Source organism: Brevibacillus laterosporus, assembly GCF_030489605.1.
In the GTDB taxonomy this organism is placed as follows: Bacteria; Bacillota; Bacilli; order Brevibacillales; family Brevibacillaceae; genus Brevibacillus_B; species Brevibacillus_B laterosporus_E.
In genome coordinates, this window is the sequence record NZ_JAUKFY010000002.1 from 23,311 (window position 1) to 48,604 (window position 25,294).

The 25,294-nt window shown below is 41.7% G+C and carries 26 protein-coding genes; 24 read left to right on the forward strand and 2 right to left on the reverse strand.

Annotated features, from left to right (window positions below; genetic code table 11):
• Positions 1-16 precede the first annotated feature (16 nt).
• Positions 17-1,132, forward strand: a complete 1,116-nt coding sequence (locus QZ995_RS01970; RefSeq protein ID WP_031414377.1) for a M20/M25/M40 family metallo-hydrolase — start codon at positions 17-19, stop codon at positions 1,130-1,132.
• A 138-nt stretch (positions 1,133-1,270) separates the two neighbouring features.
• Positions 1,271-2,380, forward strand: coding sequence for a DUF3866 family protein (locus QZ995_RS01975; protein ID WP_301802348.1), 1,110 nt, complete (start codon positions 1,271-1,273; stop codon positions 2,378-2,380).
• A gap of 7 nt (positions 2,381-2,387) precedes the next feature.
• On the opposite strand, the gene QZ995_RS01980 is transcribed toward QZ995_RS01975, so the two are convergent.
• A complete protein-coding gene (locus QZ995_RS01980) occupies positions 2,388-2,525 on the reverse strand; it encodes a Z-ring formation inhibitor MciZ (protein WP_301802351.1) in 138 nt (45 codons plus the stop codon).
• 286 nt (positions 2,526-2,811) lie between these two features.
• Here QZ995_RS01980 and QZ995_RS01985 point away from each other — a divergent pair, with 286 nt between their 5' ends.
• The 8 genes from QZ995_RS01985 to QZ995_RS02020 all read left to right on the forward strand — a co-directional run bounded on the left by QZ995_RS01985 (position 2,812) and on the right by QZ995_RS02020 (position 9,188).
• Positions 2,812-3,375, forward strand: coding sequence for an NUDIX domain-containing protein (locus QZ995_RS01985; RefSeq protein ID WP_301802353.1), 564 nt, complete (start codon positions 2,812-2,814; stop codon positions 3,373-3,375).
• Positions 3,376-3,377: 2 nt separating this feature from the next.
• Positions 3,378-4,559, forward strand: coding sequence for an endonuclease Q family protein (locus QZ995_RS01990; RefSeq protein ID WP_301802357.1), 1,182 nt, complete (start codon positions 3,378-3,380; stop codon positions 4,557-4,559).
• A gap of 76 nt (positions 4,560-4,635) precedes the next feature.
• Entirely contained in the window at positions 4,636-5,262 is a 627-nt protein-coding gene (spoIIM, locus tag QZ995_RS01995; RefSeq protein ID WP_301802358.1) for a stage II sporulation protein M, read from the forward strand.
• A 94-nt stretch (positions 5,263-5,356) separates the two neighbouring features.
• Positions 5,357-5,818: a ferric iron uptake transcriptional regulator gene (locus QZ995_RS02000; RefSeq protein ID WP_003337821.1), complete on the forward strand. Its 462-nt coding sequence runs from the start codon at positions 5,357-5,359 to the stop codon at positions 5,816-5,818.
• A gap of 105 nt (positions 5,819-5,923) precedes the next feature.
• Entirely contained in the window at positions 5,924-6,163 is a 240-nt protein-coding gene (locus QZ995_RS02005; RefSeq protein WP_064017418.1) for a DUF4227 family protein, read from the forward strand.
• An 81-nt stretch (positions 6,164-6,244) separates the two neighbouring features.
• Positions 6,245-7,132: a site-specific tyrosine recombinase XerD gene (gene xerD / locus QZ995_RS02010; RefSeq protein WP_031414382.1), complete on the forward strand. Its 888-nt coding sequence runs from the start codon at positions 6,245-6,247 to the stop codon at positions 7,130-7,132.
• Between the two features lie 57 nt (positions 7,133-7,189).
• Complete coding sequence (gene deoB / locus QZ995_RS02015; protein WP_301802375.1) at positions 7,190-8,365, forward strand: phosphopentomutase; 1,176 nt, start codon at positions 7,190-7,192, stop codon at positions 8,363-8,365.
• Between the two features lie 13 nt (positions 8,366-8,378).
• A complete protein-coding gene (locus QZ995_RS02020; RefSeq protein ID WP_301802377.1) occupies positions 8,379-9,188 on the forward strand; it encodes a purine-nucleoside phosphorylase in 810 nt (269 codons plus the stop codon).
• 96 nt (positions 9,189-9,284) lie between these two features.
• Here the strand turns inward: QZ995_RS02020 and QZ995_RS02025 are convergent, their stop codons facing one another.
• The gene (locus tag QZ995_RS02025; RefSeq protein WP_301802380.1) at positions 9,285-10,040 is read right to left on the reverse strand and encodes an IclR family transcriptional regulator; all 756 of its coding nucleotides are present in this window, start codon (positions 10,038-10,040) and stop codon (positions 9,285-9,287) included.
• 215 nt (positions 10,041-10,255) lie between these two features.
• Between QZ995_RS02025 and QZ995_RS02030 the strand changes: the two genes are divergently transcribed.
• The 14 genes from QZ995_RS02030 to spoIIAB all read left to right on the forward strand — a co-directional run bounded on the left by QZ995_RS02030 (position 10,256) and on the right by spoIIAB (position 25,294).
• The gene (locus QZ995_RS02030; RefSeq protein ID WP_301802383.1) at positions 10,256-11,344 is read left to right on the forward strand and encodes an ABC transporter substrate-binding protein; all 1,089 of its coding nucleotides are present in this window, start codon (positions 10,256-10,258) and stop codon (positions 11,342-11,344) included.
• Between the two features lie 9 nt (positions 11,345-11,353).
• A complete protein-coding gene (locus QZ995_RS02035; protein ID WP_301803166.1) occupies positions 11,354-12,463 on the forward strand; it encodes an ABC transporter ATP-binding protein in 1,110 nt (369 codons plus the stop codon).
• A gap of 2 nt (positions 12,464-12,465) precedes the next feature.
• Positions 12,466-13,308: an ABC transporter permease gene (locus QZ995_RS02040; protein WP_301802386.1), complete on the forward strand. Its 843-nt coding sequence runs from the start codon at positions 12,466-12,468 to the stop codon at positions 13,306-13,308.
• On the forward strand, positions 13,305-14,105 hold the full coding sequence (locus QZ995_RS02045) for an ABC transporter permease (RefSeq protein WP_301802389.1): 801 nt from the start codon (positions 13,305-13,307) through the stop codon (positions 14,103-14,105). Before QZ995_RS02040 ends, QZ995_RS02045 begins: the two co-directional genes overlap by 4 nt.
• An 18-nt stretch (positions 14,106-14,123) precedes the next feature.
• Entirely contained in the window at positions 14,124-15,260 is a 1,137-nt protein-coding gene (locus tag QZ995_RS02050; RefSeq protein ID WP_301802392.1) for a M20 family metallopeptidase, read from the forward strand.
• Between the two features lie 550 nt (positions 15,261-15,810).
• The gene (locus QZ995_RS02055; protein ID WP_026315239.1) at positions 15,811-16,290 is read left to right on the forward strand and encodes an Lrp/AsnC family transcriptional regulator; all 480 of its coding nucleotides are present in this window, start codon (positions 15,811-15,813) and stop codon (positions 16,288-16,290) included.
• A gap of 509 nt (positions 16,291-16,799) precedes the next feature.
• A complete protein-coding gene (locus tag QZ995_RS02060; protein WP_301802401.1) occupies positions 16,800-17,732 on the forward strand; it encodes an ABC transporter permease in 933 nt (310 codons plus the stop codon).
• A gap of 7 nt (positions 17,733-17,739) precedes the next feature.
• Positions 17,740-18,654 carry an ABC transporter permease gene (locus QZ995_RS02065; RefSeq protein WP_301802403.1) on the forward strand — a complete coding sequence of 305 codons (915 nt, stop codon included), beginning with the start codon at positions 17,740-17,742 and terminating at the stop codon, positions 18,652-18,654.
• Positions 18,655-18,665: 11 nt separating this feature from the next.
• Positions 18,666-19,661 (forward strand): ABC transporter ATP-binding protein, encoded by a 996-nt coding sequence (locus QZ995_RS02070; RefSeq protein ID WP_003337805.1) that lies wholly within the window; start codon positions 18,666-18,668, stop codon positions 19,659-19,661.
• 31 nt (positions 19,662-19,692) lie between these two features.
• Entirely contained in the window at positions 19,693-20,652 is a 960-nt protein-coding gene (locus QZ995_RS02075; RefSeq protein ID WP_301803169.1) for an ABC transporter ATP-binding protein, read from the forward strand.
• A gap of 331 nt (positions 20,653-20,983) precedes the next feature.
• Positions 20,984-23,035: a methyl-accepting chemotaxis protein gene (locus tag QZ995_RS02080; protein WP_301802410.1), complete on the forward strand. Its 2,052-nt coding sequence runs from the start codon at positions 20,984-20,986 to the stop codon at positions 23,033-23,035.
• A 159-nt stretch (positions 23,036-23,194) separates the two neighbouring features.
• On the forward strand, positions 23,195-24,364 hold the full coding sequence (locus QZ995_RS02085) for a D-alanyl-D-alanine carboxypeptidase family protein (protein WP_301802412.1): 1,170 nt from the start codon (positions 23,195-23,197) through the stop codon (positions 24,362-24,364).
• A 136-nt stretch (positions 24,365-24,500) separates the two neighbouring features.
• Complete coding sequence (spoIIAA, locus tag QZ995_RS02090) at positions 24,501-24,851, forward strand: anti-sigma F factor antagonist (RefSeq protein WP_301803172.1); 351 nt, start codon at positions 24,501-24,503, stop codon at positions 24,849-24,851.
• Between the two features lie 2 nt (positions 24,852-24,853).
• A complete protein-coding gene (gene spoIIAB, locus QZ995_RS02095) occupies positions 24,854-25,294 on the forward strand; it encodes an anti-sigma F factor (RefSeq protein WP_031414399.1) in 441 nt (146 codons plus the stop codon).

Genomic DNA, 25,294 nt, shown 5'->3' on the forward strand with positions numbered 1-25,294 from the left:
AACGGAGGAAGTCAATGTGATTAATCAAGAACGAATTCTTGCAGAGTTTTTGGAGCTTGTACAAATTGACAGTGAAACAAAAGAAGAAGCAGCGATTGCTGAGGTATTAAAGGATAAATTGGCAAGCTTAGGCTTTTCTGTAGAGGAAGATGATGTTGCTTCCAAAACAGAACATAGTGCGAACAATCTGTTTGCTAACCTAGAAGGCACTGCTAAGGGTCCTGCCATTTTGTTTAGCTGCCACATGGATACCGTCGTCCCAGGCAAAGGTGTAAAGCCTTCCATTAAAGATGGGTATGTTGTAACAGATGGTACTACGATTCTGGGTGCCGACGATAAAGCAGGTATCGCGGCGATTTTTGAAGCGATTCGTACATTAAAAGAGAAAAATCTGCCCCACCCATCAATCCAGGTCGTATTAACTGTTGGTGAGGAATCTGGTCTAGTTGGATCACGTCACATGGATGCGAGCAAATTAAAGGCAGAAATGGGCTTTATTTTGGATTCAACAGGGAAAGTGGGCGAAATTGTCAAAGCTGGAGCTGGCCAATACCGCATTGTTACCAAAATCCACGGAAAAGCTGCTCATGCTGGTGTGAATCCAGAGGATGGCATAAGTGCTATCACTGTAGCTAGCAAGGCTATTTCACGTATGCCGCTTGGACGTATTGATGAAGATACTACTGCAAACATTGGCCGTTTTGAAGGTGGTCGAGCTTACAATATCGTGACAGATTACGTGGAGATTTGGTCAGAGGCACGTAGTATGGTAAATGAAAAATTAGAAGCACAAGTGAAAAAAATGACGTCTGCCTTTGAAGAAGTGGCTTCTGAGCTAGGGGCGACTTGTGAAAATGATGTTAAGTTTATGTATTCCGGCTATAAATTTGATGAGAGTACGCCGGTGTTACAAAAAGCGATTGCCGCAGTTAAACGTGTAGATCGAGAACCGAAGCTAACCAGCAGTGGCGGGGGAAGCGACGGTAACGTGTTTAACGGACATGGCATCCCTTCTGTCAACTTTGGTATCGGGTATGAAGAGATACATACAAAAAATGAACGCATGCCTTTAGAGGAGCTATACAAGGCTTCTGAATTGGTACTAGCGGTTATCGCTGAATGTGTAGAATAAGCGAACAAAAAAAGAGCTTGGTCATGGCGCCAAGCTCTTTTTTATATGTCCCAGAAAGTTTGGAAGAGGAGGGGCATAAGTATGGATTGTATAAAGTTCCATCTTTTTTAAGAAATAAAATGGATGGGGATGAAAAGAATGCAACAAATAATGGCAGGTCATATTCTTACTTGTATAGGAGAACGAACAGGAGTTACAGAAATACTCGTTCAGCGAGCAGATGGTAAAAAACAACGTGCTATTTATTATGGTCAAAAAGAAGATGTAAGGGTGGGGCAATCGGTGTTGCTTAATGTTACAGCGACTCATTTGGAGTTAGGAACAGGTGGGACAGACTTTATAATGGCCCTGGAACCTTTTTGTAATAGACAATATTACCCGTCAAATTACGGGCATATTATGAAAATGCGCTACACTCCTTGGCAAATGACCGTGGATACACTAGAAGAACAGGAGAGTCCCTATCATGGGCTATTTGCTCAGGAGGAATTATCTTTAGAAGGAAGCTTTGTACTGGTAGCAGAGTTACATAGTATGTTGCCGGCATTGTGCGTTCGATTAAAAGAACGGATGCCAGAAGCCCGAATTGTTTATATGATGACGGACCATACTGCACTGCCACTCTCATTATCACAGCATGTACACTGGCTTGTAAGCAACGACTATTTACAGGCCACTGTTACTGTCGGGCAGGCTTTTGGAGGAGATGGAGAATGCGTTAATTCCGTAACGGGCCTACTAGCTGCAAAGCATGTGTATCAAGCCGATTGGATTATTTGTGCGCCTGGACCCGGCGGAGTAGGTACAGGTACGCCCTATGGCTTCACAGGCTTACAATTAGCGGATGTTTTGCATCATGTGAATATTCTGGGAGGAGTACCGTTTTTTTTACCAAGAATTAGCTTTGCGGATAAAAGAGAACGCCACTATGGCATCAGTCATCATACAACCACCCTGTTAAAGAAATTTGTGCTTCGTCCTGTACTACTACCGATACCTATGTTTAAAGATGCACGCGATCTGTATATCGAAAGCCAGATAGAACAGTCATCTTTGGCCAAAAAACATATTATCCTCAGACAAAAAGCAGGGACACTATTGGAGATTGATAGTCTGTATAAAAGACATCACCTAGAGAAGCTTTCCTCGATGGGACGGAATTGGAAGGAAGACCCGACTCCCTTTATAACCGCTGATATAATGGCCAATACTGCCTGTTGGATTAAGCGACTAGTAGAAATCAACTGAGTATCGTTTAGATCTTGGGTTGATTTATTTGCTGCAAATAGGCATGTAATGTGATGGGCTGCTCAGATAAGCCACGAAGAGCGGCCTGAATTTCATTTACTTTCCCAACCAAGCGGAGCTGTTTCAGATCTGTATATAATTTCATCCTAATGTTCCTCCTTTGTATTTAGAAGAGTGATGTACAACTGATTGAGAGTGTGTTTAGAACTGTCGGTTTCATGTAAAAAAGTTAAGGTGATTGAGTGGTCATTGAATTTAGAGGAGAGATTTTCTGAGAAGGGGTTGTACAAGCTATTCTTGATGCTAAGATATGGAGGGGGATTCGAAAATAGAACCAAAGGGTAAACTGTTTCAAAGGTAAACAGGTATTTTTATGAAAAGCATGGTATGCAAAAAAAGCAAAAAACATTGTTCTTTAGGAGGAAACATCCATGAAACAAGCTCAGCACGATTCGTTATATGAAAAAACGATTGCTACGAAAAAAATCTACGATGGCAAAATTATTTCGGTTCAGGTTGACGATGTAGAACTACCGAATGGTCATACAGCGAAACGGGAGATTGTTAAGCATCAAGGTGCTGTAGCGGTTATGCCGATTACAGAGGATGGCAAATTGATCGTTGTCCGTCAATTTCGTAAACCATTAGAGCGATCTATAGTAGAAATTCCTGCCGGCAAGCTTGAAAGAGGAGAAGATCCTTTAGAATGCGCCATGCGTGAATTAGAAGAAGAGACTGGCTTTAAAGCCAAGGAGTATAAACATATCAGCTCGTTTTATACCTCACCGGGGTTTGCAGATGAGCTTTTACATCTGTACATGGCTACGGGATTGGTCGAGGGAGAATGCAAACCTGACGAAGATGAATTTGTTGAAGTGATGTACGTGACACTTGAAGAAGCTAGAAAACTTCATGAAGCGGGAGAGATTCGAGACGCTAAAACCGTTCTTGCTTTGTTTGTAATGGAAAATGAGCGTTTGAATCAGCGTCTGTAATCATGCTGTCCTCTTTATTTGCGGATTTACATATACACATTGGCGGAACGATGTCAGGTAAGGCTGTGAAAATTACGGCTTCTAGAAAAATGACGCTTCAAAGTATTTTGGAGGAAGCCTCTGAGCGTAAGGGAATGGAGATCATTGGTGTTATAGACGCGCATGCTCCCGAAGTGCAAGCTGAATTGCAGGAATTGATTGATCGAAAAATGGCTATAGCTCATCCAGATGGAGGCATCTATTATAAACGAACACTCCTACTGCTCGGCTGTGAGGTGGAAATTAAAGAACCTAATAGGGGAGAAGCTCATTTTTTATGTTATATGCCTGATTTGCGCAGGATGCGTCTCTTCACGGAATGGTTAGCTGTTCGTTGCAAGAATGTACACCTGAGCTCACAACGCGTATATACAAGCCTTCTTGAGCTCCAGCATTTTATTGACCGGCACGAGGGGCTTATGATACCAGCACACATCTTTACACCTCATAAAGGGCTTTATGGGAGCTGTACGGATCATCTTAGCGAGGTTGCTGATCCGGGCTTGGTCTATGCGGTTGAGCTAGGTTTAAGTGCAAATACCGATATGGCAGATCGTTTGCAGGAGTTGCATGAGAAAACGTTTGTGACAAATTCGGATGCTCATTCCTTACAAAAGATTGGCAGGGAATATCAAGCGATCTTGCTAAAGCAACCAAGCTTTCAGGAGTGGGCGATGGCGATGCGGCGTGAGCAGGGCAGAAGGGTTAAGTCTAATTATGGACTATCTCCACAGTTAGGTAAGTATCACCAAACAGCGTGCCAGGGATGCGGGTCCATGGAACAAGAGAATGAGCTGGGACGGTGCCCTGCGTGTGGGTATAAACGGATGGTAAGAGGTGTTAGCCAACGGATAGATCAGTTAGCTGATGTTCCAAGCGGGGTGCATCCTGCACATCGTCCACCGTATGTGGAGCAGATTCCTTTAGAATTTTTACCGGGGATAGGTCCTAAAATGCGTCAAAAAATCTATGAACAAATTGGAACCGAAATGGATGTCCTTCACCGGGTGGATGAGGAGATTTTGTGTCAGGTATTAGGTGAAAAAATAACGGGTACGATTGCAAAGGCAAGGCGCGGCGAGCTATTGATTCAAGCAGGTCGGGCTGGGATCTATGGAAAGGTAATGGAAGAAAAAGGGGAGTAGCACCTATTCATTAGTCATAGAATAGACAAGCGGCGCATAGATTGTAAGTATCCTGACAGCCAAGGAGGGGGCCGTCTTGCGTAACCGCTTTGGACATGGCATCCAACTTTATTTAAAAGAAAACCAATCCCTTTTCCTGTTTACTATCGTCCTGTTTACAATGGGCATTATCTTTGGCGCTGTGCTTGTTAATTCGCTTGATTTGTCACAGCGGCATGAATTGCTTGGCTTTCTCAATTATTTTTTCTCTAATTTTGACAAAAGCGGCATAACGGATTCCTCCCTACATTTTCAACAAGCATTTGGATATCACTTAAAAACAATTTTGATACTGTGGGTACTAGGAATGTCCATTATTGGATTGCCTATGATTTTGCTTCTATTATTTCTGAAGGGTATCATTGTTGGTTTTACCGTTGGATTTCTCGTAGGAGAACTGCATTGGAAGGGAGTGACGTTTGCTCTGCTCGGTGTTCTTCCGCAGAATATGTTAGTTGTTCCCGCTATGCTCATTGCCGGCGTTGCAGGTATTTCATTTTCTCTTCGCTTGGTACGTACTAGATTAGTTACACGACGAGATAGCATTATGCCGCATTTCACTAATTATTCGATTCTAGTGGGCAGCATGTTTATAATCATGATAGCTGCTGCTTTATTGGAGACTTTTTTGTCGCCATTATTAATGCAGTATGCTATTAATTAATAATAATTATAAGATAAGAACTTATGTATTTGACTAAATAGATTTCTCTCCTCTATAATAAGTACAGGTTTGATGCGAACGGGGAGGGGCATACATGGAAGAAAAAATAGAAAAGATAAAGCAACAATTACATTCGCACCACTATAAATTGACTCCGCAACGCGAAGCTACAGTTCGTGTCTTACTGGAGAATGAAGCTGATCATCTCAGCGCTGAGGATGTCTACTTAAAGGTAAAAGACAAAGCTCCTGAGATTGGCTTAGCTACGGTATATCGGACCTTGGAGCTGTTGAGTGAGCTGCGGATTATCCATAAAATGAACTTTGGCGATGGAGTAGCGCGTTATGACCTCCGAGATGATAATGCTAAACATCACCATCATCACTTAATATGCTTACATTGTGGTACGGTGGATGAGATATTCGAAGATTTGTTAGTGGGAACAGAAGAGAAGGTAAAAGCGGACTACAAATTTGCTGTAACAGATCACCGACTCAGTTTTTATGGAATCTGCCATCGTTGTCTTGATAAAGTTAATTTGGAAGACTACAAGTAAAAACTTCTCCATAGTAAAGGAGAAGTTTTTTTCTTGTTCATGAAAGTCATGAACAGGGACAAAAAGGCATAAAATAGCAACAATCGAGCTCAAGGGGCTGTTGCAATGAGTTTTCCGTTTCGCCGCTTTATGGAATTAATTCGTTTCTTTTTGCTTTTTGTCACTTGTTCCTTGTTTAGTTATGGAGTAGTATCCTACTTGTCACACCATCTTTTGCCGGCAAATCCCTATAGAGAACCTTCCGGGAATGCTGTTAAGGTGGTAAAATGGCTGGACAATAAACCCGTATCTGAGTTGGACTGGTATTTAGAGCGCCTTCAGCTTTTTTTCTTGGAAGGAGAATGAAAAAGCAGGATTTTTTAACGCGTTGTTGAAATGTATAAGGTACCGCTCTGGTATAATTAATCCAGGAGGAGAAGTGGCTTCATGGATACGCTAATCGATCAGTTTACCCACTTTCTCGCAGTAGAAAAAGGACTTGCAGCAAATACGCTGGAATCTTATCAACATGACTTGGTAATGTACGCTGCTTATTTGAATGACCAGGGAATTAGCAAGATAGAAGATACTACGCGCACTCATATCGTTGGCTATCTATTTATGCTTCAAGAGAAAGGACGGGCTACGGCTACATTATCTAGGAATATGGCTTCCATACGTGCTTTTTATCAGTTCTTGGTTCGAGACCGTCATATGACTACTGATCCATCTATTCATCTGGAAACACCCAAAATCGAGAAAAGGTTGCCTAAGGTGTTGTCAGTGGAAGAGGTGGAGCGCTTATTGGATGGTCCAAAAGGAAACGTACCTATAGCATATCGTGATAAAGCCATGCTAGAATTACTATATGCGACCGGAATACGCGTTTCTGAGTTAGTATCCTTACAACTGGGGGATATTAATTTGGACATGGGCTTTGTCAAATGCATGGGGAAAGGTTCCAAGGAGCGCATGATTCCGCTTGGTAGCATTGCCATTCAAGTGATCCGAACCTATTTGGAACGGGGGCGTCCGCAGCTTGTTAAGGCAAGTTCAGACCAGGCGCTGTTTTTAAATCATTTAGGCACACAGATTACGCGCCAGGGGTTTTGGAAAATAATTAAAAAATATGCCTTACAAGAGGGAATCCAAAAGGAGATTACACCGCATACCTTGCGACACTCCTTTGCAACACATCTTTTAGAAAATGGTGCAGACTTGCGATCTGTACAAGAAATGTTGGGACATGCCGATATTTCTACCACTCAAATTTATACGCATGTAACGCGTACGCGCATCAAAGATGTCTATGCAAAAACACATCCTCGTGCCTAAAGAGATGGACGTACACTTTACAAGGCAGACTTCAAGCGCATAAGGAGGAACACACAAATGAATCGTTTTTCACGTGTATTTTTAATTGTGTTGGATAGTGTTGGAATTGGTGAATTGCCTGACGCTAAGAAATTTAATGACGAAGGTTCTCATACACTTGGTCATATTGCACAAAAGGTAGAAGGGTTCGCACTTCCGCATCTTGCAGAATTGGGTCTGGGTACTATTGCTCCTCTGCAGAATGTACCAGCTGTGGCTGCACCTCGCGCACACTATGGCAAAATGAAAGAAATATCTATGGGAAAAGATACAACAACTGGACATTGGGAAATTATGGGGTTGCATGTATCTACTCCGTTTAATACATATCCAGATGGATTTCCACAAGAATTAATTGAGGAATTCGAGCAACGCATCGGGCGTAAAGTATTAGGTAACAAGGTAGCATCCGGAACCGAAATTCTGGATGAATTAGGCGAAGAGCATATGAAAACAGGTGCAGTAATTGTGTATACGTCTGCTGATAGCGTATTCCAAGTTGCTGCTCATGAAGAAATCGTACCGTTAGAAGAGCTATACAAGATCTGTGAGATTGCCCGTGAGCTTACACTGCGTGACGAATATGCGGTTACACGTGTAATTGCTCGTCCGTTCTTAGGAAAGCCAGGGGCATTTGAACGTACTTCAAATCGTCATGACTACTCTGTGAAGCCATTTGACAAAACGGTTATGAACAACCTTGTAGATGCAGGACTAACTTCCATTGCGATTGGCAAAATCTCTGATATTTATGCGGGAGAGGGCGTAAGTAAAGAGGTTCGATCCAAGGACAACATGGATGGAGTAGATAAACTGCTTCAAAGCATGCAAGAATCCTTTACAGGGCTCAGCTTTGTAAATCTAGTTGATTTCGATGCCAAATATGGTCATCGCCGCGATCCGGAAGGGTACGGAAAAGCGTTAATGGAGTTTGATGCACGTGTTCCTGAGCTACTGGCAGCTTTAAAAGAAAATGATTTACTTATCATTACGGCTGACCATGGAAATGACCCAACTCATCATGGCACTGATCATACTCGCGAATATGTGCCTATACTGGCTTACTACAAAAACTTGGAGACAGGCAAAAATCTAGGTGTGCGTGAAACATTTGCTGACCTAGGGGCAACCATTGCCGAAAACTTCGAAGTGAAAATGCCGAAAATCGGTCAAAGTTTCTTAGCTCAATTGTAGGGGGAGAGCATACATGTCCAAAATTCTTGAAGCAAAGGCGTTTATTGAGGAAAAGCTTACTGAAAAGCCAACCATCGGCTTAGTTTTAGGCTCAGGTCTAGGTGTTTTGGCAGATGAAATTGAAGATGCTACTGTTATTCCATACAACGAGATTCCCCATTTTACAAAATCAACAGTAGTCGGACATAAAGGGCAGCTTGTTATTGGAAAATTGAAAGGCAAGCAGGTAGTAGCGATGCAAGGGCGCTTTCACTACTATGAAGGGCATGAATTGGAAGCTGTTGTGTTCCCGATTCGTGTTATGAAAGCGATTGGTGTAGAAACCATCATTGTTACGAATGCAGCAGGTGGCGTCAATGAATCCTATAAACCGGGTGATCTGATGTTAATTTCTGATCATCTCAATCTGACGTACCGCAATCCGTTAATCGGTGGAAATGATGAGTCTTTAGGCGCTCGCTTCCCTGATATGTCTGAAGCTTATTCCAAACGTTTACGTGAGCTTTCTAAAGAGATTGCAGCTACATTGGGCATCCAATTACAAGAAGGCGTGTATGCAGGACTATTAGGCCCATCCTATGAAACTCCTGCTGAGATTCGCATGTTGCGTATTCTGGGCGGGGATGCTGTTGGGATGTCTACAGTACCAGAGGTAATCGTGGCTCGCCATATGAACATAGAGGTACTCGGAATTTCTTGCATCAGCAATATGGCGGCAGGAATTCTTGATCAACCGTTATCCCACGATGAGGTAATGGAGACGACTGAGAAGGTAAAAGCAGAGTTTCTTTCCTTAGTAAAAGGTGTAATTGAAAAGATGTAATCCTTCATAATCTGTCGACGAGTGATACACAATTAATGCTTTAAAGCATTTACTAAAACCCCTTTAGCTTTTCTGCTCAAAGGGGGTTTTTTTATGCTAGTGATGATATCCTAAACCAAGTGATAATTGGGAAACGGTTCGTAACACTTTTTGCCGAAAATCCTCCATATGAGGAAGCATGCGTTCAGATGGTCCGATTAGACTGATGGAAGCGATGGCTTGTCCGGTTGCATCAAAAATAGGGGCCGCAATAGCCGTTACACTAACATTGCGCAAATTAGAACTAACCTCATAGCCGTTTCTTTTAATGGTTGTCAGACGCTGTTTCATTTCCTCAGTAGAAGTAAGGGATTGGGGTGTGTATGCTTTTAGCCCAGATGCAAGAACTTCACTGATGAAAGTCTCAGATTGATAGGCGAGTAAACACCGAGCACTACTTGTCGCATACAAAGGAAAGCGCCGATAGGCATCAACGGTAAAGCGTATAGGATATTCGGAGTCGATTTTGTCCACGTAAATGGCATCTTTACCATCCATAATACAAAGACATACCAATTCTTTGGTCTGGTCTGCCAGTTCTACGAGACGGGGTTTTGCATATTCTACGGTATCATGATCACGTAATACCTTTGAACCTAATTCAAGTAAGGCATAACCAAGCGCATATTGCTTGTTTTTTTTGTTTTGGCGTATAAAGCCCTCGCTCTCAAGTGTGGTTAGTAGTTTATGTGCGGCGCTTTTGGACATTGCCAGTTTTTTACTTATTTCTGTTACACCCAATTCTTTAGGAGAATCTAAAAAGAGTTGCATAAGATGACAGCTTTTTTTAACGGAAGATAAGAAGTTGTCCATCCGATTATTCCTTTCCTATGAAAAGTCAGGCACGTTCGACTTGTATTCCAAAAAATGGGGAAAAGTCCTGATGTAACGGTATTGTATCATGGGTACATAATTTTCACAAATAATTGATTTTTGAAAATATTCATGCTAAACTTCACATATCGTTCCCTTATAGATAACTATGTTCCTTATATGAGAACAATGAAAGAGAGTATGGAGGGCTTATGATGAAGAAAAAAGCGTGGTCAGTTTTATCGGTTATTACTCTTTCGGCCGTATTGGTGGCAGGCTGTGGAAGCTCAGCACAACGAACGGGAAGCAATGATGCAAAATCTCAATTCGAGGACAAGCTTGTTATTGCTGGAAATGGTGCTACCGTAGAAAAATTGATGAAAGACGAGATTTTTAAAAAATTTAATCAAAAATATCCGAATGTAAAGCTCTCCTATGTATCAGGTGTTTCTACTGAAATTGTAGCCAAAATAAAGGCACAGAAAAACTCTCCGCAAATAGACGTCGCCATTATAGAGGGCGGGGAGCAAGAAAAAGGCCGTACAGAAGGATTATGGCAACCGATTACAGCAACAGATATTCCCAATGCGGCTAACGTAGCTGATGACTTAAAGGTGTTAGAAAATTCAGGAGTTACGGTTAATTTTACACCCATGGGTATCTCCTATAATAGTGACCTAATTAAGGAAAAAGGTTTACCTGTGCCAGAATCCTGGAATGATCTTGCTCGTCCTGAAATGAAAGGAAATTTGATTTTAACCGATATTACTAGCAACTTCGGGCGCAGTGCGTTAATCATGCTTGCGTATGCCAATGGCGGTTCGGAAAAAGAAATGGAGGAGGGCTTCAAAAAGCTAGAGATGATTGCGGGATATATGCCTACATTTGCAAAGTCTGCTGCACAGCTCCAACAGAATTTGCAAAGTAAGACCTCTTCCTACACAGCTTGGACAATGGCGCGGAGCATTACACAGAAAAAAGCAGGATTACCACTTGAATTCGTCTTTCCCAAAGAAGGTGCTAATATAGTGCCAAATGTAGCGGTTATGGTTAAAGGGGCAAAGCATCCTGAGGCAGCTAAGGAATTTATGAATTTCTTGCTAACAGATGAGGTTCAGAGCATGTATGCTGCAAAATTATATTACAATCCTGCTACAAAAGTGGACTTGCCGGAGGATGTAGCGAAACAGCTTGATTTTGATCGGACCAAAGTTGTGAACTTTGATTATGCCGTTTTAGGAAGCAAGACGGGAGAGTGGATAAATCGCTTCAACAAGGAAATTGCTCCAAAAGTAGGAAAGTAGGTGTCCACATTGACAAGAGTGCCGGACGTAGAATTTATAAACATTCAGAAAAAATTCCAAAATCAGATTATTGTTGACAATTTCCAGCTTCAAATTGAGCAAGGCGAGTTCATTTCCTTGCTCGGTCCTTCTGGTTGTGGCAAAACAACAACGTTAAATATGATAGCTGGTTTTTTAGATCCAGATCAGGGGGATTTGCTCATTAAAGGAAAGAGGATGAATGGAGTTCCTCCCTATAAGAGAGAATTGGGCATGGTATTTCAAACCTATTCCTTATTCCCGCATATGACGGTAGGGGAGAACATTGGCTATGGATTAAAATTACGCAAAATATCTAAAGCAGAGCAGAAGGAGCGAATCCAAAAGGTCCTAGAGCTGGTGAAACTACCACATGTAGCAGATCGATACCCTAAGCAGCTTTCAGGCGGACAGCGTCAGCGTATTGCCATTGCCAGAGCATTAGTTGTAGAGCCGTCACTGTTACTTCTTGACGAGCCATTAAGCAACCTGGATGCGAAATTACGTGAAGAATTACGTGATGAATTGAAGCGGCTACATCAGGAAATTGGAGTTACGACCATTTTTGTTACGCATGATCAGGAAGAAGCATTATCCCTATCCGATCGAATAGTAGTCATGAATTATGGACGTGTCGAGCAAATCGGTCAGCCTCACGAAATATATAATCATCCAGCAACAGAATTTGTTCATACGTTTATTGGAAAGTCAAATCGAATTCTTGGTCGCATTACCGCTATAAGCGGTCAGATCATGACGATTAAAACCCATGGAGATTGGGAGATACAAGCTGTTGCGACTAACAAAAATCTACAGGTAGATCAGCGAGTGATAGCCTATGTCCGTCCTGAGAAAATCAAACTATCCTCGTTGAATGATCGATCAAGCGATAAATCTCCCGTGGATAATAAGGTATACGGACAACTGACATTTTCCTCATTCCTTGGTGCCTATACGGAATGTAGGGTGCAGATTGGAGGAATCCAGCTTGATGCACGCGTGCAAGAATCGAGTGTGCTTACAGAAATGAAGCAGGAAGCAACGATCATTTGTCAATGGGACAAGGAAGATGTTTTTGTAATGGCGGAGAGGTGGGAGTAAAGATGTCAAAACGACTTGCCTATCTGTTATTACTTCTACCAGCTATGATTATTTTACTTGGCGTCTTTCTTATACCTATGCTTTTTATTCTTCTTTTAAGTTTGGAAGGAGCAGAGGGGCAGTTTAGCTGGTCCTATTATCTCATGTTTTTTCAGGATACATATTATCTAGAGATACTGGGACGAACAATCTCTCTAAGCTTATATACCGTTGTCTGCACATTACTACTAGCCTATCCTGTAGCCATGTTTATGGCCCGTACACAGGGAAAGCTGCGTGGGCTTGTCACAATGTTAATTTTGTGTCCACATCTTATAAGTGTTGTGATACGAAATTTCGGCTGGGTAGTCATTTTGGGAGATACAGGCTGGCTGAATAGCATGCTACTAAAAGCAGGGGTTATTGATGCGCCATTACGCTTGTTATATAACGAATTAGGCATTGTTATAGGCTTAACGGATGCGTTTATTGCTTACATGGTATTGGGAATTGCGACTAGTCTTTATACCATTGATGCTTCCTTGTATAAAGCGGCTTCTATCTTAGGAGCAACACGCTTCCAATCTTTTTTTCACATAACATTGCCTTTGAGCATGCCCGGTGTGTTTGCCGGCATTACACTGGTTTTCAGTTTATCGATGAGTGCCTATGTAACACCAGCCCTAATGGGAGGAACGTCGGTTAAGGTTATTCCTGTACTAGCCTTTGAACAAATCATGTCGACTCTTAACTGGCCATTAGGAGCAGCTCTTGCTATCTTGTTGCTGTCAAGTACGGTTGTGCTGGTCACTTTGTTTAGTCGATTAGCAGAAACAAAACGGTATAAAGAGGTGTTTACATCATGAGACAAGGAAGATTTTCTTGGCTAGGTGTTATCACCGTTGCCATTTTGATTTTTGTAAATGCCCCTTTTTTGATTATTGTTCCAAGCTCATTTACTGCTGCCGGCTACCTATCATTTCCCCCTGAAGGGTTTTCCTTCGATTGGTATAAGCAAATCCTAGATCGGCCTGAGTTTATAGAGGCCTTTAGCCTCCAGTTGGCAGCGATCACAGCCGTCTTTTCGACCTTGATTGGAACAATGGCAGCCATTGCAATCTCTAAATATCAATTTAAGGGAAAAAATGTTATCAGCAGCTTGCTCCTATCACCTTTAACAGTTCCGTCACTGATTATTGGTATCGCGGCGCTGTTGTTCTTTACCCGTCTAGGGCTTGGCGGAACATTCCTGGGCTTGCTGCTAGCACACATATTAATTTCAATTCCTTATGTCGTACGACTTGTTTTGACGGGGTTAACTACCTTTGATTACACGTTAGAAAAGGCGGCGTATATGCTAGGTGCAAGACCGGTGCATGTGTTTTGGGATATTACAATACCAATGTTGCGTCCAGCGATTTTGTCAGGCTTTATTTTTTCGTTTCTGACTTCCTTTGATAATGTGACGGTATCCTTATTCCTGGTTGCTCCAGATACAACAACGTTACCGCTCGCTATTTTTACCTACATGCAGGAATCACTTGATCCAATGGTGGCTTCTATTTCATCGGTTGTTATTCTGATTAGTTTATTTTTTATTTTTTTATTAGAAAAGGTATATGGTTTAGATCGATTATTTGGACTAAACGCACAACAACACTAATGGAGATGTCATCTACCTATGGCCCTATATACTTATTTACAAGAACAAATGCCTAGCTTTTTGCAACACTTAGAGGAGAGTGTCAATATTGATTCTCCTTCTAAACATAAATCACAGAGCGAAAAAATGATTGCTTGGTATATAAAAGTAATGCATAAATTAACAGGAGGAAGGAGTCACCGTTATACGAACCCCACCTATGGCGACCAATTGCGCTGGGAAGTAGGGACAGGAAGGAAAAGAATCTTATTAGTCGGTCATTATGATACGGTATGGCCGCTGCAGGAGACTGTAAAGCGACCATTTCGTTGCAAGGAGGGAAAGGCATACGGACCCGGGGTCTATGATATGAAAGCAGGGATTCTTCAAGCCATTTTTGCCATTCAAGCTCTGAATAAATTTGATCGCTTACCAAAGGATAAAACGATTGTGCTTCTTCTTACAGGAGATGAGGAAATCGGCAGCCCGACTTCTCGATTGATTTTGGAAGAGGAAGCGAAAAAAGCAGAGGTAGCGTTCATATTAGAACCGCCGGTAGCTCCTCATGGGGCATTGAAGACGTGGCGCAAGGGCAGCTCGCAGTACACGATTCAGGTATCGGGGGTTTCGGCTCATGCTGGAGTTGATCACGATAAAGGAATTTCAGCTATTCAAGAAATAACCTATCATATCCAACGTTTGCACTCCCTGACCAATTATGCAAATGGAACAACGGTTAATGTGGGGACAATTACAGGCGGGGTAGGACGAAATGTAGTAGCCGATTATGCTGAAGCCGAGGTAGATGTGCGTGTGCAAACTCAAGAAGAGGCCGAACGAATTCACCAGATCATGATGTCTTTGCAGCCGGTTCTTCCTGGAACAGGGCTGGTTGTGAAGGGAGGTATCAATCGTCCACCGATGGAAAAAACGGAGAAAAGCTATGCACTTTTTGCGTTAGCGAAGTATATTTGTGAACAGGAGTTCTCCTGCTCCTTAACAGAAGAGGGAACAGGTGGTGTTAGCGATGGGAATTTTGTCGCAGCTTGCGGGGTTCCCACGTTAGATGGATTAGGGGCAAGCGGTGATTATGCCCATTCCCCGCGTGAGTTCATCTGGATAAAAGAGATTCCAAAACGAACGACACTATTAGCTCGTTTGTTAGAAGAATGTTAAAAAGGATAGATAGGACTCTCTTGCTCCGAACCTAGGCCAGGACTGCTTTTATAAATAAATGGGCGGGACAGGTTAGAGAGTCTTTTCTTTACATGTTACAATGCAAGTTCAAAAATGTATGCATTATGTTACATATGTAAGATAATTCTGTCAGCTGAACATAAAAAAATATAAAATAAATAAATTATAATAATGAAAGACAAAGAATGGGATATTTCAAACAAGAGACAAATTGAAAGCGTTATCACAGCTTTATTACCAAGACTATTTTGAATTAAAACGAAAAGTTTATGAAAATTGACCGACCAGTTCAGTTTGCAGCATACATTTGTAGGAAATTCATGTTGGTTCTATTCACTTTGTTTATAATATTTTATGTTTGTAGGGGCTGTAATTCGTTGACACCGTAATAAATTCGTAATATTTTTATATGTAACAGACAGTTTGTTTCGTTATTTTGCGAAATTCGTAATGAAATGGAAAAGTACGAAAGTGAATTCGTAGAGTAAAGGAGATCAAACAGAAATAAGAGTAAAATGGAGTGGTAAGATTGAGGAAAATCGACCATGTGGATAGGCAAATCCTGCAGATCCTCCAAGAAGATGGCCGAACTCCTTATACAGAGATTGCTCACCAATTAAAAGTGAGTGAAGGCACGATTCGCTCGAGGATATCTCGTCTATTACATGATGGAGTTTTTCAATTCGTCATTCGCACCGATCCGGAAAAGCTAGGGCTTAATGTACTGGCGTTTATCGGGCTAACCACGAAATTGGGCAAACAAAAACAAGTAGCTGCGGAGTTAACAGAACTTCCTCAGGTTACATTTGTGGGGGCCTTTAGCGGTAAGCACGATTTAATCATACAAGCCTGTTTTTACAGTAATGATGAGCTGATTATCTTCGTTAATGAGCAACTCTCGCGAATCGATGGCATTCTCGCTGCCGATGTCTCTTTGGAGCTAAAGCAGTATAAAGAATCTTTTTCGTATGTGCGTGAAGAGGATATTACGACACCAGAGGGGGGTTAAATAAGCCGGCTTTAAAACCGTATCTCCCGATGCTAGATTTTTCAGAAAAAACATACAATGAGAGCATTGTGCTATGAATCATGCATCTATCAGGTATAGGGCATGATTTAGTGAACTATTTGCCCTCTGTTTTGATGTATGATCAACCTTCTGAATTGTACTGATCGGAAAGACATTATACAATCTCTTGGTTTTTATCTAGAATATTCAGAATGAATAACCTATTTGGTTTACTTTACTTAAATAGTACAATAACGCATAAGATTTGTGGAAAGAAACAATTGGTTCATTTCATATGAGTAGATAACTAAGATTGGATAATAGCTTTCATCCGGACATGGACAGTGCATGCTCGGAAACTGTCGAATATTGTAAAATGCTTGCTTGTAAAATGTAAAATGATGATCGCTTGTACAGTAGCACAATCATATATTCACATATGGTCATCTAAGATGGACCAAGGTGGATTGTGTAGAGATAGTAGAAATCTTTTTAAGGGGGAATGAGGTTTGCTCCGTTACCTTGGTAAACGTGTTATTTTTATGTTTGTTTCTTTGTTTTTAATTGTTACCGCGACTTTTTTCCTGATGCATTCAATTCCGGGTGGACCATTCACCGGTGAACGTAATGTACCACCAGAAATTCAAAAAGCGTTGGAAGCAAAGTACAATCTGGACCTGCCGATTAGTCAGCAGTACCTGCTGTATTTGAAAGGAATCATTACCTGGGATTTGGGTCCATCCTTTACTGAGAAATCATCAACGGTTAATGATATGATCAATCGTGGATTTCCTGTATCAGCACATTTAGGTTTACAGGCTTTATTAGTCGCTATTTTTGGCGGAATTTCCTTAGGTGTTCTTGCCGCTCTCTATCATAATAAATGGCAGGACTACAGTGCCATGTTGATTGCGGTGCTTGGACTTTCGGTACCTAGCTTTATCCTTGCGAGTTTTTATCAATATTTCTTCTCGATTGAGCTTGGATGGTTCCCGATTGCAAAATGGGAAACTTGGAAGCACACAGTCTTACCGACATTCGCGTTGGCAGCAAGTCCGCTTGCCTTTATCGCGCGTCTAACTCGTTCTAATATGATAGAAATTATGGGACAAGATTATATTAAAACAGCTAAATCTAAAGGATTAAGTACTTTCGTTATCACAGTAAAACATGCGATCCGAAATGCACTTTTACCTGTTATTACTTACTTAGGACCTTTGTCTGCTAGCATTTTGACTGGGGCTTTCGTAGTTGAAAGAATTTTTGGTATTCCTGGTCTTGGTAGAGAATTCGTTATATCCATTACGAATCGTGATTATACGGTTATCATGGGTACAACTGTCTTCTATGCGATGATACTTGTAGTCATGGTTTTGATTGTGGATATTGCCTATACATTGATTGACCCACGCATTAAGCTTGGCGATGTTGGAAGGGAGTAGTGACAGAATGCAATTAACAGAAAAACACTTTGAGCCTGTCTCTGTAGATGCTAGTCAGGCTGAACAAATTAAGCGTCCAAGTTTATCCTTTTGGCAAGACGCATGGCGTCGTCTTAAACAAAATAAAGTAGCTATGGTCTCGCTTATCTTTTTGGTAGCCCTAATTGTCTGTGCTATTGTTATGCCAATGGTTAGTTCTAATGACTACTTCTCTACAGATTTAACTGGTAAAAACAAAAAGCCTTCCATGGAACACTTTTTTGGAACGGATGATCTAGGACGGGATATGTTCGTTCGTATTTGGTACGGTGCACGTATCTCCCTTGAAGTAGGTTTTGCCGCTGCCTTTATTGATTTGATTGTAGGAGTACTTTGGGGTGGGATCGCAGGCTTCTATGGTGGCAAAGTGGACGAGGTTATGATGCGCATTGCTGATATCCTGTTTGCTATTCCTTATCTATTAGTAGTTATCTTGCTTCTGGTTGTTTTAAAACCTGGTGTTACGACTATTATTTTAGCCCTTACCATAACGGGCTGGATAGGGATGGCCAGGATTGTAAGGGGACAGATGCTGCAGCTTAAGCAGCAGGAGTATGTACTAGCTGCGAAATCGCTTGGTGCTGATAGCAAACGCATTATCTTTAAGCATTTGATCCCAAATGCTCTGGGTCCGATCATCGTAACGTTGAGTTTGTCGATTCCAAGTGCGATTTTTGCTGAAGCATTCTTATCCTTCCTTGGTCTAGGGGTTTCTGCACCAGTTGCTTCATGGGGAACCATGGCATCAGAGGGATTGCCAGCTATGAAGTATTACCCATGGCGATTAATGTTCCCAGCTATTTTTATCAGTTTAACCATTTTGGCCTTAAACCTGTTGGGTGACGGTATTCGAGATGCAGTAGACCCACGCTTACGTAAATAGGAGGGATTAGGATGGAACGAATTTTGGAAGTAAAAGATTTGCATGTTTCCTTCCACACCTATGCTGGTGAAGTGAAAGCTGTGCGTGGCGTAAACTTTCATGTAAATAAAGGGGAAGCAGTAGCAATTGTAGGGGAGTCCGGCTGTGGAAAGTCGGTAACAGCTCAATCTTTGATGAAGCTAATTCCGACGCCTCCGGGTGAATATAAGCAAGGCCAGATTTTGTTTAATGGTCAGGATATCATTAAAAAGACAAATAAAGAGATGGAATCTATTCGCGGTAAAGAAATCGGTATGATTTTCCAAGACCCGATGACTTCTTTAAACCCAACCATGACAATCGGCAATCAGATCATGGAGGGCTTAATTAAACATCAAAACATGAGCAAAGCCGCTGCTAAAGAGCGTGCCATTGAACTATTAAGCATTGTAGGCATTCCACAACCAGATCGTCGTGTGAACCAATACCCGCATGAATTTTCCGGTGGTATGCGCCAACGCGGCATGATCGCAATCTCTCTTTCATGTTCGCCAAAGCTGTTAATTGCCGATGAGCCAACAACAGCTCTTGATGTTACCATTCAAGCGCAAATTCTTGATTTGATGAAAGATTTGCAAAAGAAAATGGGAACTTCTATTATCATGATCACGCATGATTTGGGTGTAGTTGCTGAAATGTGCGATCGTGTAGTCGTTATGTATGCTGGTAAGGTTATTGAAGAGGGGACGGTAGACGAAGTATTCTACAATCCTCAGCATCCGTATACCAAAGGCTTGCTGCGCTCTGTACCACGACTCGATTTAAATCGTGATGAGCCGCTTACTCCAATCTTCGGTACTCCGCCGGATCTGTTAAAACCTCCAGTGGGATGTGGCTTTGCTGCACGCTGTGAGTGCACAATGAAGGTATGCATGGAATACGATCCTGAATTGACTACAATTAGCGACAGTCAACGCGCCGCCTGCTGGTTACAGCATCCGTTAGCACAAGCTCGCACAGGTTCGTAAGGGAGGAGGAGCACAGATGTCAAACAAAGCTATGTCAAACGATGATACATTGGTTGAGGTGCGCAATTTAAAGAAATACTTTAAGATCGGTGAAAATACATTAAAAGCAGTCAATGACGTATCCTTTACGATCAAACGCGGTGAAACCCTAGGGATCGTAGGCGAGTCTGGCTGTGGGAAGTCTACTGCTGGTCGTACCATTCTTCGCTTATACGATCCAACTGACGGACAAGTAATTTTTGAGGGCAAAGATTTGGCGAAATTAAGCCCTGCTGAAATGAAAGCAATGCGCCGCAACATCCAGATGATTTTCCAAGATCCATACGCTTCTCTTAACCCGCGTATGACGGTTGGCGATATTATCGGTGAAGCGTTAGATATACATGGTCTGGCTACCGGTTCAAAACGTAAAGAACGCATTCAGGAATTGTTGTCTTTAGTAAGCTTGAATCCTGAGCATATGAATCGTTTTCCACATGAGTTCTCTGGTGGTCAGCGTCAACGTATTGGGATTGCACGCGCTCTAGCTGTTGAACCGAAATTTATCGTGTGTGACGAACCGATTTCTGCACTGGACGTATCCGTTCAGGCTCAGGTTGTTAATTTATTGGAGCAGTTGCAAGAAAAAATGGGCTTAACGTATATGTTTATCGCCCATGATTTGTCCATGGTAAAATACATTTCTGATAGAGTTGGCGTTATGTATTTAGGAAAAATGGTAGAGCTAGCAGATAGTGAAAAGCTGTATGAGAAGCCGCTCCATCCGTATACACAAGCTTTATTGTCTGCGATTCCTATTCCAGATCCTGAAATCGAGCGTACTCGTGAGCGTATCGTCCTGCAAGGCGATGTACCGAGTCCAATGAATCCACCAAGCGGCTGTCACTTCCGTACGCGTTGTCCGAAGGCAATGCCGGAATGTGCAGCGAAGGAGCCTGCTTGGAAAGAGATTGAATCAGGCCATTTCGTAGCTTGCCACTTGTTCAACTAAATTCGTTATTTCTATGCGAAAAACGAGTTCAAAAGAAAACGGCGCCTTGCAGTGCAGCAGGGCGCCGTTGTTCTTTTATTCGGTAAAGCAGGGCATTTCTACATTTCAAATTAAATCCAAAATATGTAGAGAATCGTATTTTGTAAAACTGTGCGGTAATCATTTGTAAAGTTATTATTTTGTGAAATTTTACAGTTTTTTAGTAATTAAGTCCCTCTGTTTATCCGATATAGATAATAAGTTTCATGTTTCGTTTATACATATAAATAATTCGTGGTACTATAGGCTCGGTATGTGCAGGGTCTTTTAACATGTAAGGAGGATGATAAACATGATCAAGGGAGTTAGGGGGGTAAAGGAGAACTGGAGGCCCTCTTTAACAAACATAAGAAAAGTAAGACTCTATATGGATAACTCCATAGCGACTAAAATGATTATCTGGGGAATCATCATGGTTCTATTGATCTTTGGAACCTTAGAGGCGATCGTATTGTCTTTCTCCAAGAATACGTTAATCAACATTACAACCAAGCAATCTAAAATGTTGACAGAGCAATACACAGCCAGTGTTGATGAATGGATCAATTCAATCGCGACAAAAGTAAAAAGCTCTGCTTCAAAGAATGTAATGCGTACCAACATTGATACATTGGTAAAAGATGAATTTAAATTATTGCGACAGAGTTTTCCGGAAATTAAAAAGATTCATCTAGTGAATGGAAATACAGGAATTGAAGAGTATTCATTGACTACTATGAATTTCACGAATTTTAATGATAAATCGTTTTTTAAAGAGGCTGTTTCTAAAAAACAAATCGTTATTTCTGGTGAAGATATTCAACCTCATGTAGAAAAAAGCTACGGCTACATCGCAACACCGATTGGCCCATCTAATAGTGATACAAGCCGTATCCTGGTAGTTGCTTTTTCAATGCAAAAACTGCTAGACAGCGTAGCAGGAGTTCAGTTCATGGAAAATGGCTACGGCTATGTAATAAATGAGAGTGGTCTGGTTGTAGCTCATAAAAATGAGGAATACACGAACAATTTAGAGATAGGGAGTAATCCGGCTTATAAAGAATTGATGCAAAAAGTCGTAGATCGCTCAAGTACAAATGTTATTTACGATGATAATGGGGTCGAATCATTCGCATCAATTGCACCATTAAAAACGTTGCCCTGGAGCTTGGTATTAAGCACAAGCCTGTCGGAAATCTACGGAGAAGTTAACAGCATGGGCTGGATTATATTTTTAGTCAGTATTCCGGTCACTGTGCTGGCAGGTGCAGCCATTTGGTGGTATGCAAATTCAATGAAACGGCAATTATTATCTGTAACAACACAAATGCAGCGAGTTGGCAGTGGAGACTTCACGACAAAAATTGAGGTGCGGGGTAAAGACGAAATTGCTCAAGTCGGACAAGCACTTAACCAGATGGTAGGTGAACTAAAGGATTTAATCACCCGTGTGCAAAGTCAAGCAGTTGTCTTGAATGTGGCATCTGGTGAGTTGCAGAAACATTCTGAAGCAAATACCGTATCCTTGCACCAGATTTCAGGTACGTTAACCGGGATTTCAGAACGTATATCCGTGCAAAATCGAGAGGTACAGAATACGGTGACTACCGTTTCGGAGATATCCGAGGGGGTGGAGCAGGTTGCGATATCTGCAGAAGCTACATCTCATGCTACATCAAAAACATTAGAACGGGCTCAGGTCGGCATGAAGCAGGTTCAAGATGTAGTGGAAGTTGTTCGTGGTGTTACGAAAGAAATCGGGCAAAATGCGAATCGGATGCATTCGCTACGCCAACGATCTAATGAAATTGCTGAAATCGTTAAAATGATTACGGGAATCGCATCTCAAACCAATCTGCTTGCTTTAAACGCAGCAATAGAAGCAGCACGGGCGGGAGAAGCAGGTAAAGGATTCTCGGTTGTAGCAAGCGAGGTCCGCAAGCTAGCAGAGGAGAGCAGCAGCTTCTCAGAAAAAATTGCAGCGATCGCGGGATCAATTAACAATGAAGCAAAAGAGATGACGCAAAATATGGATGAGGTAGTAAAACAAGCGGATGTTGGACTTAAATCTGTCGAAATGGTAGGCCAATCCTTTACCCACATTTTACAGGAGATTCAGGCGGCTGCTGAACAGGGTGAATCTATGACTGCCATTTCAGAAGAGATGGCAGCCGGTAATCAGGTTATTAGCAGCTCCATGCAAAATTTGTCACAAAGGTCTGGGGAAATTGACCAATCCTTGATTGAAGCAGTTACTACGATCGAAGCGCAGTTAAAAGCGATTGCAGAGATAAATAAAAACATCCAAAGCATGCAAGAATTATCAAATGATTTAGAAGCTCATGTGGCTAAATTCCAAGTATAAGTACAAACTTGCCGTTCTCCTTAACAGGGACGGCAAGTTTTTTGTCAGTACGGTAAGCAGCCTCTCAGAAATCTCTTTCTTTTTTTATTTCTAGCAAAGTGTGAATATTTTCCTAAGAAAAGGAGAAGCTAGAAATACGAATGGAGGTACGAGATCGAAATGAAAAGATTACTTCATGTTTTTCTCTGTTTGGTTACTTGCATAACCATGCTTACTCCAGGGCTAGCTTCTGCAGAAGAGTCAAAACCTGATATGGCTCCGCATGCAAAATCAGCGATCCTGATGGAGGCAGATTCCGGAACCATTCTGTTTGAAAAAAATGCGCATGAGAAACTACCGCCTGCAAGTATCACTAAGGTAATGACCTTGTTACTGATTTTTGAGGCGATCCAACGAGGAGAAGTAAAGCTAACCGACAAAGTTCGTACCAGCGAGCGAGCTGCTTCCATGGGTGGATCCCAGATTTTCTTGCAGCCTGGTGAAGAGATGACAGTGGAGGATATGGTGAAAGGGATTGCGATTGCTTCTGGAAATGATGCTGCAGTTGCGATGGCTGAGCATATCGGAGGAACAGAAGAAGCATTTATCAACAAGATGAATGAACGAGCTGCTCAATTAGGTTTAAAAAATACTCACTTTATTAACTGCAACGGATTACCCTCCCCAGATCATTACACAACTGCCTCTGACATTGCAATCATGTCTCGTGAGCTGTTAAAACATGAAATAATTACTAAATATACCGGCATCTATCAAGATTATCTACGAAAAGACAGTGCCAGCCCATTCTGGTTGGTTAACACGAACCGACTTGTTCGTTTTTATGACGGAGTGGATGGCTTGAAGACGGGTTACACCTCGGAAGCTAAATTTTGTATTTCAGCAACAGCAAAACGTAAAAATATGCGTGTAATTGCTGTTGTATTGGGTGAACCAGATACCAAGGTAAGAAATAGTGAAATTACTGGCATGTTTGATTTTGCCTTTAATCATTATCAAGTGCATCCCATATATAAAAAAGGGGATGTTATTCAACAGCTTTCTTTGGATAAGGGAGAAGAAACAAAGGTGAACGTTGTGACAGAACAGCCTGTTAGTCTTCTTTTGAAAAAAGGAGAAAATCCTAATGCATTTGTAAAAGAGATTACACTGGCTAGTGAGGTTAAAGCTCCGATTAAAAAGTCAAATGTAGTGGGCCATATTTTTATCAAAAAAGATGGTAAAGAGGTAGCCCGAATTGATTTGTATCCAGAGAAAACCGTTGAACGTGCCAATATGTGGGACATACTCAAAAGAACAACCCAGAAGGTAATGTTTACCTATCGCTGAAATTACGAAAAATGTCGAGAATGTCCACTTTTGTAGAGGCTTCTCGACTTTTTTGTTCTTTTGTCGTCTGGGAGGATTTGGTTTATTGAGTAGAGAAAAAGAGAGACATCAACGGGAGAAGGAGTTGTTCCAAGTTATGAGCTTGCACATTGAGATGGAGACCTTACGCGAGGTTCTGTTGGTCCGCCTGCAAGGGGAACTGGATCATCACACAGCGGAAACCTTGAGGAACCGTTTAGACACCATTATCAAGGATGAGCAGATTCGTCATGTGGTCCTCGACTTGGAGGACTTGACCTTCATGGATAGCTCAGGAATCGGCGTGATTTTAGGGAGATACAAACAAATTACAGCGCGTTCTGGTGAGGTATTTGTCTGTTCCATTAATCCAACCATTTATCGCATTTTTGAAATGTCAGGTTTGTTTAAGGTATTAAAGTATAAAGAGCACGTATCAGATGCTTTAGACGTACTGGGGGTGGCATAACGATGAGAAATCACATGCAACTACAATTCTCCGCCCTCAGTCAAAACGAAGCATTTGCTCGCGTTGCAGTGGCATCTTTTATCTCGCAGCTCGATGTCACAATGGAAGAATTAGAGGAAATCAAAACTGTTGTATCAGAAGCAGTGACGAATGCGATTATCCATGCCTATGAAGAAAACCCGCTTGGAGTGGTTCATATTGAAGCTGCTTTAGAGGATGGAGTAGTTGAGCTTGTTATTGAGGATTATGGAAAAGGAATTGTTGATGTGGAAGAGGCGATGCAACCATTGTTTACTTCTAAGCCAGAGCTGGAACGCTCAGGAATGGGTTTTACGATTATGGAAAATTTCATGGATTCATTAGAAGTTGTTACGGCCATTGATCAGGGTACAAGGATTCGCTTAGTTAAACGTCTCGCTTATGCAAAAGCTTTACAAAGCTAG